The sequence below is a fragment of the Rudanella lutea DSM 19387 genome (assembly GCF_000383955.1).
GTDB lineage: Bacteria > Bacteroidota > Bacteroidia > Cytophagales > Spirosomataceae > Rudanella > Rudanella lutea.
Genome location: NZ_KB913013.1, coordinates 3,135,421 through 3,150,452 on the forward strand (window position 1 = coordinate 3,135,421; position 15,032 = coordinate 3,150,452).

Genomic DNA, 15,032 nt, shown 5'->3' on the forward strand with positions numbered 1-15,032 from the left:
CTGATTATCAGCACTTTATAAAAGTCACTTGTCTACTTCAAAAGTAAATCAGAGTAGTTAAAAGTAAGATTTGTTTCGGTAATGTTTCGGTAATGTTTCGGTAAAATGTTTCGGTAAACTATTTTCGGGCAGGATAGTAAAACGAAACATAGAAAATGAAGACCGATTCAGCAATCAGCCGAAACGCTGTTAATGCTTTTACCTTCTCAATTGAGCTTAACCATAAGCCAAAAGCAAACGGTGACTATGGTTTATTTCTTCGGATAACGGAAAACCGGAAGGTAAAGCGGATATACACCGGATTTGATGTACCCAAAAAGGATTGGAACCCCAAAAAGAAAGAAGTTCGTCGTACCTATCCGCTATACAGCCAGATAAACAAGCGGATAGAAGAACTGAAGGCACAAGCCATAACGGTAAAGGCAGAAGTTAAGGGAGCAACGACCAACGTAGTAGTAAGCCACCTGAAAGGCCAAAACACCTCTTTATTTTTTCCGTACGCTGATATTCAAGTCGGTAAAAGAACTTACAACACAGCCCGAAACCTTAAATCTGAAATCAAAAAATTTCGGGATTGGATAGGTAATGAGCAGTTAACCTTTGCTGACATTACAACCCCTATACTTTACGACTATCACGATTGGCTGATACGTTCGCACGGCAATAACCTGAATTCGGCTAACACCTCTTTAACGAAAATACGCACCGTCATAAGCAAGGCCACCGAAGAGGGACTTATAAAATGGCAGGATAACCCGTTTTTGGGCTTCAAAATGACAGAAGCCAGACCCCAACGGGTAAGACTCACAGAAGAGGAATTACAAGCATTTTCAACCGTTGACCTACCCGAAGGTACGCTGATATGGCATACCCGTAATTACTGGCTATTCGCTTTCTATACGGCAGGGGTACGTTTTAGCGATGTGGCTTGCCTGAAGTGGAGCAACATTAACGGGGGTAGGCTATCGTACGTAATGCGTAAGACGCAACACGTTATTCAGCAAAGCCACACAATTCCCTTACCCAAACAGGCAGAAGCCATTTTAGACCACTACCGGAGCCCCGAAAGCAAGCCCGAAGACTATCTGTTTCCAATCCTCAGCACACAACGCGAATACAACACCGAAGACGACCTGTTAAAAGAAATTTCGCGCAAAAATGCGCTAATCAATAAGTACCTCAAGCTAATCTGCCAGAAGGCGGAAATAGCCAAAGACGTATCATTTCATTCGGCCAGGCACACCTTTGCCGACTTAGGCCGAAGGAAAATCAAAGACGTATACGCCATATCAAAGCTACTTCGGCACTCCAAAATCAATATTACCGAGAAGTACATAAAGGACTTTGATACTGAAGTTACCGATCAGGCTTTGAACACCCTATTCGGGTAGTTTTTTATTGTAGTCCTTTTCGGGTATGAATTCTTACCCTTCTTTAATTCAATCAATGGACAACTTAATTAACATTCTTCCTGAAAACTGGCTTGCTGAGTACCTTTTTCGAGTGTACCTAACAGAAGATGATTGGGAAAAATGGGGAAGAAAAGAGCTTAGTGAATATCAAGTTGAACAAGAGTTGTATAAAACTTGTGAAGACTTTCTTTCATACTACCAAGTTCCGACTGATTATCAAATCATGTCTAACATCTGCTACATCGTTGATTTTTTACAAAACGAAGAATCGAAGATTATGGAAATCGGTGGGTATAATGTTTATGAATCACCTTCAACAAGTGAGTTAATCAAAGATATGGAAGCTATTAAATCGTTTATCAATTTGGTGATTGAACAAGACAAGGCTTATAAAGCAGCACATGAGAAATGGTCATCAATCCTACAAAACAGTGAAAGAGAAGAGGATGTACCACCTGCACCTGATTTACCTTATTATTCCATAACTTTTAATTCTTACGGCAAGTCTCCTAAATCTGTTCACATTAAGGAATATGCTGCAACTTATATGCTCAACTTGATACGTGAATCTCCCAAAAGCCCGCATTTATATCAGACTAATATTTCAAAACACTCAAATGAAAAAGTTATAACGCGCTTTTTGAAAAACACAATTGTAGCTCTTGATAAGATATTAATACGCTTAGATTTTACGTTTCACACCAAGAAATTAAAGTATTGGTTCATTCAAGGTATTTTGCAGATGAGCAATGTCAATCTTGATGAGGTTACAACAGATATAGATAAATACTTTAATCAATTAGAAAATAGAGCCCGCAAAGAAGGTCTTTTTAGTCAGGTCCCTAACCCTTAGTCATAAAAGCAACTTCAGACCTATCCTTTTTTCGGGAATGTCTGAAGTTTCTACGCTATTTCCCTCTAATGACCTTTGACTCGTTCAATGATTCTTTTTTTACAATCAAAACGAGTTAACACATGGCAAACAGCCGTAAAAAAGACCCGATTCAAGGAATCGCAATTGAAGCGCAACTTATCGAAGTTGTGTCATGCCCTACCGATCAGCTAAAGCTTAGAACCGCTTTACGTTCGTGGTTTATGTCGTTCCTCACCCAAACCGAAGACCACATAAATCATTCTTCGTTGGTTGAGAACATCTACTACTACGAAGTTCTTCAAGAGTGGATTGATGCCACCGGATTAATCACGCAAAACCACACCGTAAACGATTAATCACGATGGAAGCTAAACTGATAACCGTAGAGGATTATAAAGCCCTACAATGCGCTTTAACGCGCTTAGAAAGCAAGTTAGACAAACTGATACCGGAGCAATTGGATACGGTGACGTATACCCCCGAAGAGGTTTGTAAAATGCTTGATTGCAGCCCCAAAACGTTGCAGAACTACCGGGACAAACAACTAATTGACTTTAGCCAGGTTGGACCAAAGATTTGGTTCACGGCACAAGATGTGCAAGCGTTTCTGAATCGTAACAGGATTCAGGCGAAAGGATTGCTTCGGAAAAATCAGCCCAACGCCTAAACCCCGTTACGACCATGAACGCAATCTTTTTAAAGTCAATCGAGAAACGGGCTATCTACCACCGGAGCCCCGAAACAAAGGTAAGCTTCTACCGGCAACCGGGAAGCACCGAGTTACTACCTCAGCGAATCAACTTTTCAATAGACCCGGAAGGGTTTCAGCCAGTAACGCGAACGGGAAGAGCCGCACACTTAAAGAAAGTGGCAGATGTGAAAGCCCGATTCACCCGGAAGGACACACAAAGCCCGTACTATGTCTTAGCCAGCAACACGGAGCCCCGAATAAGCTTTTCGGTTTGGGAGTACCCCGAAATGCCGTTACTGTTAGGCTTTGCAGATATTGGCAGAAGCAACGAAATGGGCAAGATTGAACAAACCCCCGATTTGGTCGCCATTATACGCACCCCCGATAATTGCCGGGATACGTTGGAACTTCGTATCTATCCGGGCTTATACCCTAAACGGGATACCGTACTGACGCTATTGCACGAAGAGCTAAGAGTACAACCCCCGATTTGGGTCTGATAGGCTGAAAACAAAAAAGGGGCTTCCCACGCGGGTAGTCCCTTTCTTCTTATTAGGATAGAAAACGAGAACACAGCTATGTTTGACCATATCGGTATTTCCCTTTTCGTTGGTAAAAGTACACCGAATCTATCGAACCTCACTCATACGGGTAATGTCTGGCAGGGTTGGCAACAATACCGTATAGAAGGGGTTTGCCCCCTCAGAGTCCAATACAATCCCAAACTATGGGAGTTAAAAATTAGTGGCAGTATACCGTACCTATTCAGAGGGCATAACTACCCCGCAGGTACAAACGACCTTCGGGAAGGTATCGACTATATCAGCCAGATAGTAGGCATGAATGTATTTGCCGGGAAGGTTGACACGTTCGAGTATGGTCAGTTTGTGCATACTCCACACAAGACAAAAGTTCTACTGGCAAACCATAACCACCTACCCGGATTCAAGGCACACGGCTATATTAACGGAGCCAGCAAATACTTTGAATCCTCAGCCCTACGGGTAAAGTTGTATGATGCCAGGCAGAACTTTGCCCACAAGATCAAAGGGAGCCCCAAAGAAGCCCTACAGCAAGACTTCGGCTTTAAACCCGATCAATCTTATCTGAAAGTCGAAAACCACTACAAGAAGCCCCAAATCTATTTTAAACAGGCGGTATTGGTTGCAGACCTATTCAGTAGTCAATTCGTCAACCTTTGCAAAGAAGACCTTCTGACAACCTACCAACGAATTCAGAAAACACCAGCCAGCGCAATGCCTACCAACAAAAAAGACCTTTCGGCTTCAATGCTTCCCCTATTGGTCCTGAAAGACTTAGAACTACAGTACGGCTTCAACACAGAAGAGCTATTAATTGAGAAGCTAAAAACGATGCCGGAAGAGGTACTGACTACCGAAGACCGTAAGGCCCGTAAACGGCAATTACGTAAGATGCTTAGTTTGTTGATGCCGGAAACGTCAAACAGTCCTTTCGATGTATCGGAGCAATTAAGGCAAGCTTTGTACAACACCGAAGGGGGCAGCGCGGGTCAAATCCCTACCGCACTCTTAAACCGCGAACGGTAATACAACCTCACGCGTATCGTGTCAAAATTGAAATAGGGGGGTAGCGTGGGCAAAATCCTTAGCGCAATCTTAAAGCACGAGCGCAAGTCCACCGAAAAGAATACAGTGTCAAAATTCGCACCTTAGAAAATCAAACACCCAAACAGAATACAACTAACTCATTAACAATAATATACGAGCATTATAAACCCCAAAAACAGCCCCAAAAAGCGGTAAAAAGTGGCTAAAATGCCCCCAAAATAGCCTGTTTTCCCCTCAGTAATCGGGGGAGCAAGATTATTTTCACACTGTAAAAAGGGGCAGATAGGCAGGGCATAGCGAATCTTGCCACCGTACCAGCCTACGAACGGAAGACCAACGGCACACACACAAAACCAAAAGTCTAAGGGGGGTTCTTTCTGGCAACATATGGCAGGGTATAGCGAATCTTGCCACCGTTCCAAACCGCGAACGGAAGACCCGCTTTAGCCAACATCGTGCGATATAATCAAAGGGGGTATACCCCTTTCTTCGTTTATCGGGCAATAGTGGCTAAGAGTCGGTTTTTACTTACCGGAGCCCCCAAAACGAAGAGGTACGGAAGCCCAAATGAAACCCCTATGAATAAGGCGAAAGGGGGATTATATCAGTTTGGCTTCAGGGGATATTTGTAAAATGTTTCGGTATTGTTTCGGTAAAAAATCAAAAATCCCCGTAAAAGGCTGATTCACAACCTACTACGGGGATTCATTGTACCAGGAGCGGGAATCGAACCCGCACGGGCCTTACGGCCCACAGGATTTTCTTACCAACTACAGCTTTCGCTGCTCGTTACCATTTGCAACGATTTGTGGTCTGGACTGTCTCTTTACCCTCGACTCACTCGTTAGGGTACCGCCTGTTCAGTCTCTACACCTTCCACACCAACAACTGTTAGTAGGCTTGGCTCGGGATTGCCAATCAATTACTTGATAAGGTTTCCCCGAATTTAAGCGGTTCTACATCGGTCGTTTCCAACCGTGCACTCAAATTGATCTAAGTCCGGCGCGTCTACCTATTCCGCCATCCCGGCAATCCACCCGACGAATCGGATAACTACAAAAAAAGCACCGTTGGTCGGTGCCTTTTTCTGGAGCGAAAGACGGGGTTCGAACCCGCGACCTCGACCTTGGCAAGGTCGCGCTCTACCAGCTGAGCTACTTTCGCGTTTGGTGATTCAGCGTTGCGGTGCTGAATTGTGGGTACAAAAGTAGAGCGTTTTCCGACGTTTGTCAAGAGGTAAACCCAAAAAATTCTCTTGTTGAATTTTTTGGGTTTGATGATCAATCACTTATAAGCCTAAAAAAATCACGAACCAGGAGCTGCACGGGTACCAACTACTGCGTACTTACCCTCGGTAGCTCGCTCTCACTCCAGTTCAGGACTCTAAAAACAGTAGCGTCAGAAAAAAAACGTTGAGGCCGATCCCCGACAAGACCGTCATCCGCATAGCCGATCGGAAATCAGCCCGGGCACGGTCGTGCCGAACCCGTCCATACCAGGCTACAAAAAAGATCATGGCGGGCAGAATACAGGCCAGCAAAATGTAAAACGGCGAACGCCCCCCAAAATACACGTAAAAACCAGCCAGTGAGCAGGCAAATACCAGTAAGGCACAAACAAACGTCCCCTCAACACCCAGCAGGCGGCTCAGGGTGAGGTCGCCCCGGCGGGCGTCTTCGGCATGTTGGTACACCTGCGTAAGAGGGTACATAGCCATCACGTTGAGGGTACACAAACAGGCCGCCAGCAAGGGTTGGCGCGTAAGAAGGTGTTCGAGCGGTACATCGTTTATGGCCTGCAAAGTCATCAGGTAGGTGAATCCCCCCTGAAAAAGACTTACGATGAGCCAGCTCCAGACCGGGTATTTTTTGAGCCGAATCCGATCGTGGCTGTACGCTTTGGAAATGAGCCCATAAATGAGCAAATAGCACACGAAAGACCAGCCCACCAGCGTGCCCAGCAGCAAAGCCAGGACATCGAGCCCCCAGGCTACCCGGTGCAGGGTTTGGTCTACGGGGGGCGGGTTTTCCAGAATCCCTATACTTTCCTCGTCTTTATCGAAAAAGCTATTGTAGGCGTTACTGGCTGGATACAACAGAAGGTGCAGAATAAAGGCCACCAATACCGACCGGCCCAAATCGGGGTTGACCGACTGGCTAAGTGCGAACCAGAAAACGGGCAGTAGAAAAAACGAAAAAGGAACCCGCAGATGAAGCCAAATTTCGCGAAGGGTCATGGTGGAGGCAGAGGAATCGGTACATAGCATTCCAGATCATAACAATCCCAAAAAACAGACGGTTACTACACTACAACCTATGCTGATGAACATTGAATAAGAACACACACGAATATAGCGCCTTTATCACGGCGATTGGCACGGCTGTGCCGCAATACGCGGTACCCCAGATGCAAATCGCCCAGTTTATGGCCGACGCGCTTCAGTTCGACCACCGCGACCGCCGACGGCTCACGGCCCTTTACCGCCAAACCCGCATCGAAAAACGGCATTCGGTTTTGCCCGACTATAGCCGCGAAAATGGCGATTACGCGTTCTACCCAAATACACCGGGGCTTGAGCCGTTTCCAACGGTTGGGCAACGTATGCTCCTGTACCGGCAGGAAGCGGTCCCGTTGGCCCGGCAGGCCATCGAAACCTGTTTGAACAAACGGGCTGACTTCGACCGGCAGTCGATTACGCACCTGATTGTGGTCAGTTGTACGGGTCTGTATGCGCCCGGCCCCGATATTGAGCTGATCGAAGCACTCGGGCTACCCACAACCACGCAGCGGCTCGCCATCAATTTTATGGGATGTTACGGGGCTTTCAATGGCCTGAAAACGGCCGACGCCATGGTACGGGCCGACCCCGACGCTAAAGTGCTGGTGGTGTGCGTGGAGCTGTGCACCATCCACTTCCAGAAAAAAACCGAAACAGATCACCTACTCTCCAACGCCCTGTTTGCCGACGGGGCTGCGGCCGTATTGGTCGAAGGCGAGCCGGTTTCCGAACGCTTGGCACTCCGATTACGGTCGTTTTACAGCGATCTGCTCCCCGAAGGCAAAGCAGAAATGGCGTGGCACGTGAGCGATTTTGGCTTTGAAATGACCTTGACCTCCGAAGTGCCCCGGTATATTCAGCAGGGCATCAGCGAGTTGCTGTCACGGTTGCTGCAAAAAAGCGGCCTCACCATTGGCGACATCAACCTGTACGCCATGCACCCCGGCGGCCGCAAGATTCTGGAGGTAATTGAGCAGCAGCTTGGGCTCGAAACGACCGACAACCGATTTGCCTACGACGTACTCCGCGAATTCGGCAACATGTCGTCGGCAACGGTGCTGTTTGTGCTCAATGCGGTATGGCAGAGCCTCGAATCCGGCCATACAGAACCTTCGACAGATTCGGGCGGGCATATTCTGAGTTGTGCCTTTGGGCCAGGCCTTACGCTGGAATCAATGATTCTGGACGTAGTGGGGCAACCCGTAACCACGTCCCTTACTTCGACAGCACGTTCCAGCGCAGCAGTCCCCATCGGCTAAGCCGGTAGCGGATTGATACCCCCAACACGCCGAGACCGTAAATGGTACTGCGCTTAAAGTTGATCGACGAGGCTTCTTCAAAGTACTTGGTGGGGCAAGTGACTTCGGCAATTTCGAAGCCCTTGTAGAAAATCTGGGCGATCATCTCGTTGTCGAAGATGAAATCGTCGGAGTTGTGGGTGAAATCGAGTGAACGTAGCACCTCGCCGGAGAACGCCCGGTAGCCCGTGTGGTATTCCGACAGTTTCTGATTCATCAGAATATTCTGCGCCAGGGTCAGGAATCGGTTGGCAATGTACTTGTACATAGGCATGCCACCTTTGAGCGCGCCTTTTCCCAGAATCCGGGAAGCAAACACAACGGGATAGAGGTCGTTGCCGATGATCGAGATCATGGCCGTCAGCAGCAAGGGGGTGTACTGATAATCAGGGTGAAGCATCACCACAATATCAGCACCCAACTCCATAGCTTTCCGGTAGCAGGTTTTCTGATTCCCGCCATAGCCTTTATTCTGATCGTGCCGAATCACATGCCGGATACCCAGGCGCCGGGCTTCCTCAACGGTATTGTCGGGGCTGAAGTCATCCACCAGGATAACATCATCGACAATATCGAACGGAATTTCGCGGTACGTACGCTCCAAGGTAAGGGCTGCCCGGTAGGCAGGCATCACCACAATGACTTTCTTCCCATTAAACATGGCTCAAAACTAAGTAGACCGACGAACTATGCCAATACGTTCTGGAATTAGTTCGCCGGGAGGCTTTTGGGGGACTCTAGCAATTAAGATGCCATCTCCCTACTGACTCCCATCATTTCTTTGCCCATATTGCGACAGTTTTTGTGCTAACCCTAACTTTTTTATGATCAGCGGGGTTGTCGATTTAATGATTCTTTAAGAACGTATGCTAACTAGTGAGACAACTTTTTTCTTAGGCTTCGCGGCTTTCGTGATGGTCGTAATGGCCCTTGATTTAGGGGTATTTACGAAACAGAAGAGCCACGTGGTACACTTCAAGGAGGCCGCCATCTGGAGCGCCGTTTGGGTATCGCTGTCGATTGCCTTCTACTTTTTTATCAAGAACTACGGCTATCTCGTACACGGGATCAACGACTTTGCCCGGCTCCAGCAAGTGCGCGACCTCTACGCCGACCATGTAGAGCTGGTACCGGGTAACTTTGAACAGAGCCTACAGCTCTTTCAGAACAACATGGCCCTGGAGTACATTACAGGCTATTTGGTAGAATACTCATTATCAGCCGATAACATCTTCGTCTTTATCCTCATTTTCGCGTCGTTTGGCGTGCGGGAGCGGTACTACAAAAAGATTCTGGTATGGGGAATTCTGGGGGCTATCGTACTCCGGTTCGTGTTTATTTTCGTGGGTTCGGCCCTGCTTCAGCGCTTCGAGTGGATCATGCTCGTTTTCGGGGCGTTTCTGGTGTACACCGGGGTTCGGCTGTTTTTTGAGAAAGAAGGCGAAGAGCAGATCGACACCAAAAACCACCCCGTGGTCAAGTTTGTGTCGAAATACTTCAACGTGTACCGGCGCAACGTAATCGACCACTTTTTTGTCCGGCGCAAAACCGACAACAAGCTGTTTGTGACCCCCTTGTTTATTGTGGTGGTGGTAGTCGCCTTTACCGACCTTGTTTTCGCGGTCGACTCTATTCCGGCCATTTTCTCGATCACCAAAGATCCCTACATCGTATTCTTCTCCAACGTATTCGCGATCATGGGCCTGCGGTCGATGTTCTTCTTCCTGTCGAGCATTATGAGCCAATTCCGGTTCCTGAAGGTTGGTTTGGCGGTGCTGCTCACGTTCATCGGCGTGAAAATGCTCACCGACCATTATCTCGAAGAACTCGGCTTCAAACCCGTTTACTCGCTCTACATTATCGTCTCAATTCTGGCCGTGAGCGTACTGGCCTCGTGGCTTATTCCGGAGAAAAAAGCGGAGAAAGAGCAGGGTATCGAGGTGTAAGACGGTAACTCGAAGTATTGAATTTAAAGCGGGCCGATGTGGCCCGCTTTTTTTATGTCTCCCGTCGTGGAGAAGTTTACCGACTTTTCTTACGGGGAAAGTCTGATTAACTTTTATTCAACACACTTCTGAGCATCGGCATATTTTGTACGCTGCCGAAGATTACATTTTATCAGCCAGATATAATCAAATTCAGTAGGGTTTTACCCTTGTAAAAAGCCAATATTCCCAAAGGATACTTTCCAAATGGAAACCACTGTCGGTAAGTCACTTATAAGACACAAAGCAATTTGATTCTCTACTCATTCTTTACAAAACGAGGCCAATTAGCTCCGTCAAATCGTACCCCGACATAGGCCATTCCAGTTGTTCAAAACGCAATAGCAAATTTATTTTGTGGCCATTTTGCCAAACAATCCTCTGTCAGGGTTGTTCTGAGGCTAATTTTATATTGCTTTTTGTTTAACCTTTACTACACAAATTTATGCAAAGTATTACCTTTTTGAGGGTAGTAAGGCTGACGTTTTGTGTGAGTATGTGGCTACTCAGTGTGGCATCGCTCGCCCAAACAAAAATCAGCGGCACGATTAAAGCCGAAGACGGCACACCCATTGCCGGTGCCAACGTGGTTGTAAAAGGAACCACCATTGGAACCGTCAGCGACGCCAGCGGCTCCTACTCCATCATCCCCAAACAATCGAAAGCAACACTGGTATTTTCATCATTAGGCTACCAGTTTAAAGAGGTGCCTGTTGGTAATAGCACCACCATCGACGTTACCCTGTCCGAAGATGTCTCGAACCTGGAAGAAGTTGTTGTGACGGGCCTGGCAACGAGCATCAAGCGGTCAAATCTGGCAAACGCCGTTAGTACTATTTCGGCACGGGAACTCGTCGGAACTACGCAGATTCAGACCGTCGACAACGCGTTTTACGGCAAACTTCCGGGCGTGAACATCAACACCAACGGTGGAGCACCCGGCGGTGGGGTTTCTATTCAACTACGGGGTATCTCGTCGCTGGTGGGTGCTTCACAGCCACTGTACATCATCGACGGGGTATATGCCAACAATGCCGTAAACCGGACCGGGCGCGGCTCGGTGACGGGTGCATCGGGGGTAGAAACGCAGGATGATGCCGCCAACCGGATTTCTGACCTTAACCCCAACGACATTGAAAACGTAGAGGTGCTCAAAGGTCCCTCGGCCGCGGCTATCTACGGAACCCGGGCCAACGCCGGTGTCATTATCATTACCACCAAGCGGGGCAGTGCCGGCAAAACAAAGGTCTCGTTTGCACAGGACTACGGCTTTGCCACCGCTCAGCGATTGCTGGGCGTTGACAACTGGACGGAGGCTAAAATCAATACCTTTTTCTCGGCTGCCCGGCGCCCTGCTGAACTGGAGCGGTTCCGGGCCGCCAACGGGCAAACCTGGGACTACGAAAAATACTTCTACGGCAACACGGCCCCACTATCGAACACCCGACTGAGTATTTCGGGAGGGACCGACAAAACGAAGTTCTTTATCTCAGGTGCCTTCGCCGACGAGAAGGGTATTATCCGCCGGACGGGCTTCAAGCGGTACTCACTGCGGGCTAATATTGACCACAAGCTAACCAAAGACATTACGCTCTCGGTTGGCTCCAACTACATCAACACCAACACTGACCGGGGTTTCACGGGTAACCAGAACAACTCGGGCGCCAGCATTGGCTACAACATTGTCTATGTCCCTAATTATTTCAACCTCTTCCCCGACGCCAGTGGACGGTACCCCGACAACCCGTACTTCAACGAAAACCCGATTGCCGTTACCGACCGGGGTATCAACAACAGCAACGTTAACCGCTTTATTCAATCATTTAACCTCACGGCCAACCTGTACAAGTCGGAGCGGGCTTTGCTGAAACTGATCGGGCAGGGTGGTTTCGACTATACCCAGAACACCACGCTGGTGTACTTGCCGGAAGACCTGCAGTTTCAGCGCGGTCAGGGTAATCCCGGCGATGTGCTCTGGGGTAAAACCGAAAACGTAAACACCAACCTGCAGGCGGCTTTGGTTTTGAACTGGAACGTAGGCAAAGTTAACCTGACCAGTCAGGTGGGTGCCGTGCGGTTAAATTTCCGCGACGACCGCCTGCTCAACCGGTCGCGGGGGTTGGCCGGTGGCCAAACGAACTTGCGGCAGGGAACGGTTCAGGAGATTTTTGAGCAGCGGTTCCAGTCGATCACCGACGTAGGGGCCTTTGTTCAGCAGGAAGCGAACTGGGACGACAAGGTAATCGCTACAGCCGGTATTCGCTTCGACAAATCAACCCTGATTGGTGATGCCAACCGGTTCTGGGCCTTCCCAAAAGCCTCGTTGGCCGTAAACCTGGCTAATTTTGAGTTTATTCGCTCGTCGAGCCTCGCCAACACCTTCTCGCAGATCAAACCGCGCATTGCTTACGGTGAAACGGCGGGGGTGCCCGGCTTCGGCACAACATTTACCCCGCTCAACTCAGCTAACATCGGTGGGTTGCTGGGCTCGGTGGTGACAACGGCCGCTGGTAACGCCAACATCGAACCCGAGCGGGCGGGCGAACTGGAATTTGGTCTGGACCTGGGCTTGTTCAGCAACCGGATTCAGCTGGAAGCTACCTACTACGACAAGCAGACCCGCAGCAACATTCAGAACCTGCAACTGTCGCCTGCTGTAGGCATCAGCACCATCCCGACCAATCTGGCCCAACTCCAGAACCGGGGCATTGAGCTCTCGCTGGCGGCCGCCCCCGTGCAAAAAGAAAATCTGCGCTGGAACACCCGCCTGATGTGGTGGCGTAACAACCTCCTGCTCACGCGCCTGGGTATTCCGCCCTACAATGCTGGCGCGTTTGGCGTAACACTGGGTACGTTCCTCTATCAGGAAGGATTTGCCCCAACCACCATTGTGGGCACGCGCCCCGCCCGCGATGGCAACGATACCCCGGCCGCACAGGGCGTACGGACAGGAGCTTATATTCTGGGCAACAACCAGCCCAAATTTCAGATGTCGTGGCTCAACGAATTCACGCTGTTTAAAAACTTCGACGTGAACATGCTCTGGCACTGGAAACAGGGTGGCGACAACATCAACCTCACACAGTTTCTGATGGATTCGGGCGGTACAACCCCCGATTGGGCTCAGGACGACGATGGCGATGGTATTCCGAACGGCCGCGACCGGGGTATTGCCCCCAACAACGGGGCCGACCGCTGGGTACAGGATGCCTCGTACGTGCGTTTGCGTGAGGTGGCCATGTACTATACCGTTCCTACCAAAACGCTCGGTAACCTGTTCAACAACAAGGTATCACGGGTGCGGGTAGGCTTCTCAAGCCAGAACCCCCTCACGTTCACCAAATACTTTGGTTACGACCCCGAAACATCAACCTTCGGATTGCAGGCCGTAGCGTCGGGCGTCGATATTGCCCCCTACCCGACCCAGCGTCGTTTCTTCGGACATTTGGTTGTTGAGTTTTAAGCCCTCATAAGTCATGAAAAAAACTCGTTTATATCTCTCCATGCTGGCCGGGCTCATGCTGCTCAACTCATGCAGTTTCTTTGAGCTGGAAGCCCCCAATGACCCCAATAACCCCTCTCTGGGGAGCGTATCCCAAAATGCATCGCGCACACAGGTACAAAACCTGATTACGGGTCTCGAATCCCGCCATCGCGACTATGTGTTTAACGTCACGATGCTCTTTGGCACGATGGGCCGCGAATTATGGTACCTGAATGCCTCTGACCCGCGCTGGCAAACCGACTGGCTCGGTATGAACAACCGTACGGCCAACGCCAACATGTTTAACTACCTGCCCACCTACACGAACCCCTATTTTGCCATTCGGCAGGGGCTTACGGTGGTCGATGCCGTTCGGAATACCAATACGTTTACCGATCAGGAAAAGAACGCGGTATCGGGTTTTGCCAAAACCATCATGGCGTACCAGTACCTGATTGTGGCCATGGGGCAGTACGAAAACGGCATCCGGATGAACGTGGCTGATATTCAGAATCCGGGGCCGTTTGTGCCGCTACCGGAAGCCCTCACGCAGATTCGGCAGCTGCTCGACGAAGCCAATACCGAACTCGCCAACGGAGGCACGGGCAATTTCCCGTTACGCCTGACGAGCGGCTTCACCGCTAATGGTTTCAACACGGTTGCATCGTTGCGGCAACTGAACCGGGCTATTGCGGCCCGGCTGGCCGTGTACCGGCAAGACTGGCAGGGGGCGCTCGAAGCCGCCAATGCTTCGTTTTACAACGCTACGGGCAACTTAGATGCCGGCCCAGCCCACACCTATGGCGCGCCCCCCGATCAGTTCAACCCCTTGTTTTTTGTCCTGAATGCCAACGTGACTACCATGATGGTGGTGCATCCGTCGGTACTGCGCGACACACTGGCTAACGATGCCCGCGTTCGGGCGAAGTTTTTCCGCCGGACCTCGCCAGTGTCCGTTACCTCCGACGGTACTCCGCTCTCCGGGCAGTATCAGGATCGGCGTTTTCCGCTCAACACCAGCGAGCTGAAGTTTTTCCGCAATGAAGAACTGGTACTGATTGTGGCCGAGGCCAACGCCCAACTGGGCAACACGCAGGCCGCTTTGGCAGCTATCAACCGCATCCGGACGGCCGCTGGCGTGGGCAACTACACCGGGGCCACCACCCGCGAAGCTCTCATCGACGAGATTCTGTTCCAGCGCCGGTACTCGCTCTGGGCCGAACCCTGGGGCCACCGCTGGATCGACCTGCGCCGGTATAACCGCCTGAACGCGCAGAATGTCGACGTGACCCTCGACCGGGGCTCTATTTTCCGGCAACTGGCCCGGCCCCAAGCCGAAATCAACTGGGACGAATACGTACTGACCCGTTAAACCCGGCTCAGCTTCACAAAACGAAAGGCCTGCCCCAATGGGGTGGGCT

General features: G+C 49.8%; 11 protein-coding genes and 1 tRNA gene. 9 read left to right on the top strand and 3 right to left on the bottom strand.

Going from position 1 to position 15,032, the window contains the following annotated elements; translation table 11 throughout:
• The first annotated feature begins 155 nt into the window (after positions 1 to 155).
• The 5 genes from RUDLU_RS0112920 (at position 156) to RUDLU_RS0112945 (ending at position 4,545) form a co-directional block, all read left to right on the top strand.
• The gene (locus RUDLU_RS0112920; protein ID WP_019988810.1) at positions 156 to 1,391 is read left to right on the top strand and encodes a site-specific integrase; all 1,236 of its coding nucleotides are present in this window, start codon (positions 156 to 158) and stop codon (positions 1,389 to 1,391) included.
• 25 nt (positions 1,392 to 1,416) lie between these two features.
• Positions 1,417 to 2,265 (top strand): hypothetical protein, encoded by an 849-nt coding sequence (locus RUDLU_RS0112925; protein WP_157580186.1) that lies wholly within the window; start codon positions 1,417 to 1,419, stop codon positions 2,263 to 2,265.
• A gap of 122 nt (positions 2,266 to 2,387) precedes the next feature.
• Complete coding sequence (locus tag RUDLU_RS0112930) at positions 2,388 to 2,642, top strand: hypothetical protein (RefSeq protein WP_019988812.1); 255 nt, start codon at positions 2,388 to 2,390, stop codon at positions 2,640 to 2,642.
• Positions 2,643 to 2,647: 5 nt separating this feature from the next.
• Complete coding sequence (locus RUDLU_RS0112935; RefSeq protein ID WP_019988813.1) at positions 2,648 to 2,953, top strand: helix-turn-helix domain-containing protein; 306 nt, start codon at positions 2,648 to 2,650, stop codon at positions 2,951 to 2,953.
• A gap of 602 nt (positions 2,954 to 3,555) precedes the next feature.
• Positions 3,556 to 4,545: a hypothetical protein gene (locus RUDLU_RS0112945; protein WP_019988815.1), complete on the top strand. Its 990-nt coding sequence runs from the start codon at positions 3,556 to 3,558 to the stop codon at positions 4,543 to 4,545.
• Between the two features lie 1,109 nt (positions 4,546 to 5,654).
• Here RUDLU_RS0112945 and RUDLU_RS0112950 read toward each other — a convergent pair.
• Together RUDLU_RS0112950 and RUDLU_RS0112955 are read right to left on the bottom strand one after the other, a co-directional pair.
• Positions 5,655 to 5,730: transfer RNA gene (locus RUDLU_RS0112950), tRNA-Gly, on the bottom strand.
• Between the two features lie 211 nt (positions 5,731 to 5,941).
• Positions 5,942 to 6,802, bottom strand: a complete 861-nt coding sequence (locus RUDLU_RS0112955) for a UbiA family prenyltransferase (protein WP_019988816.1) — start codon at positions 6,800 to 6,802, stop codon at positions 5,942 to 5,944.
• 92 nt (positions 6,803 to 6,894) lie between these two features.
• Here RUDLU_RS0112955 and RUDLU_RS0112960 point away from each other — a divergent pair, with 92 nt between their 5' ends.
• On the top strand, positions 6,895 to 8,103 hold the full coding sequence (locus tag RUDLU_RS0112960) for a type III polyketide synthase (RefSeq protein WP_019988817.1): 1,209 nt from the start codon (positions 6,895 to 6,897) through the stop codon (positions 8,101 to 8,103).
• On the opposite strand, the gene RUDLU_RS0112965 is transcribed toward RUDLU_RS0112960, so the two are convergent.
• Positions 8,060 to 8,803, bottom strand: a complete 744-nt coding sequence (locus RUDLU_RS0112965; protein WP_019988818.1) for a glycosyltransferase family 2 protein — start codon at positions 8,801 to 8,803, stop codon at positions 8,060 to 8,062. The genes RUDLU_RS0112960 and RUDLU_RS0112965 overlap by 44 nt on opposite strands.
• 205 nt (positions 8,804 to 9,008) lie before the next feature.
• On the opposite strand from RUDLU_RS0112965, the gene RUDLU_RS0112970 reads away from it, so the two are divergent.
• The 3 genes from RUDLU_RS0112970 to RUDLU_RS0112980 all read left to right on the top strand — a co-directional run bounded on the left by RUDLU_RS0112970 (position 9,009) and on the right by RUDLU_RS0112980 (position 14,983).
• The gene (locus RUDLU_RS0112970) at positions 9,009 to 10,088 is read left to right on the top strand and encodes a TerC/Alx family metal homeostasis membrane protein (RefSeq protein WP_027303017.1); all 1,080 of its coding nucleotides are present in this window, start codon (positions 9,009 to 9,011) and stop codon (positions 10,086 to 10,088) included.
• A 484-nt stretch (positions 10,089 to 10,572) separates the two neighbouring features.
• Entirely contained in the window at positions 10,573 to 13,590 is a 3,018-nt protein-coding gene (locus RUDLU_RS0112975; RefSeq protein ID WP_019988820.1) for a SusC/RagA family TonB-linked outer membrane protein, read from the top strand.
• A gap of 13 nt (positions 13,591 to 13,603) precedes the next feature.
• Entirely contained in the window at positions 13,604 to 14,983 is a 1,380-nt protein-coding gene (locus tag RUDLU_RS0112980; protein ID WP_027303018.1) for a RagB/SusD family nutrient uptake outer membrane protein, read from the top strand.
• Positions 14,984 to 15,032: the final 49 nt, after the last annotated feature.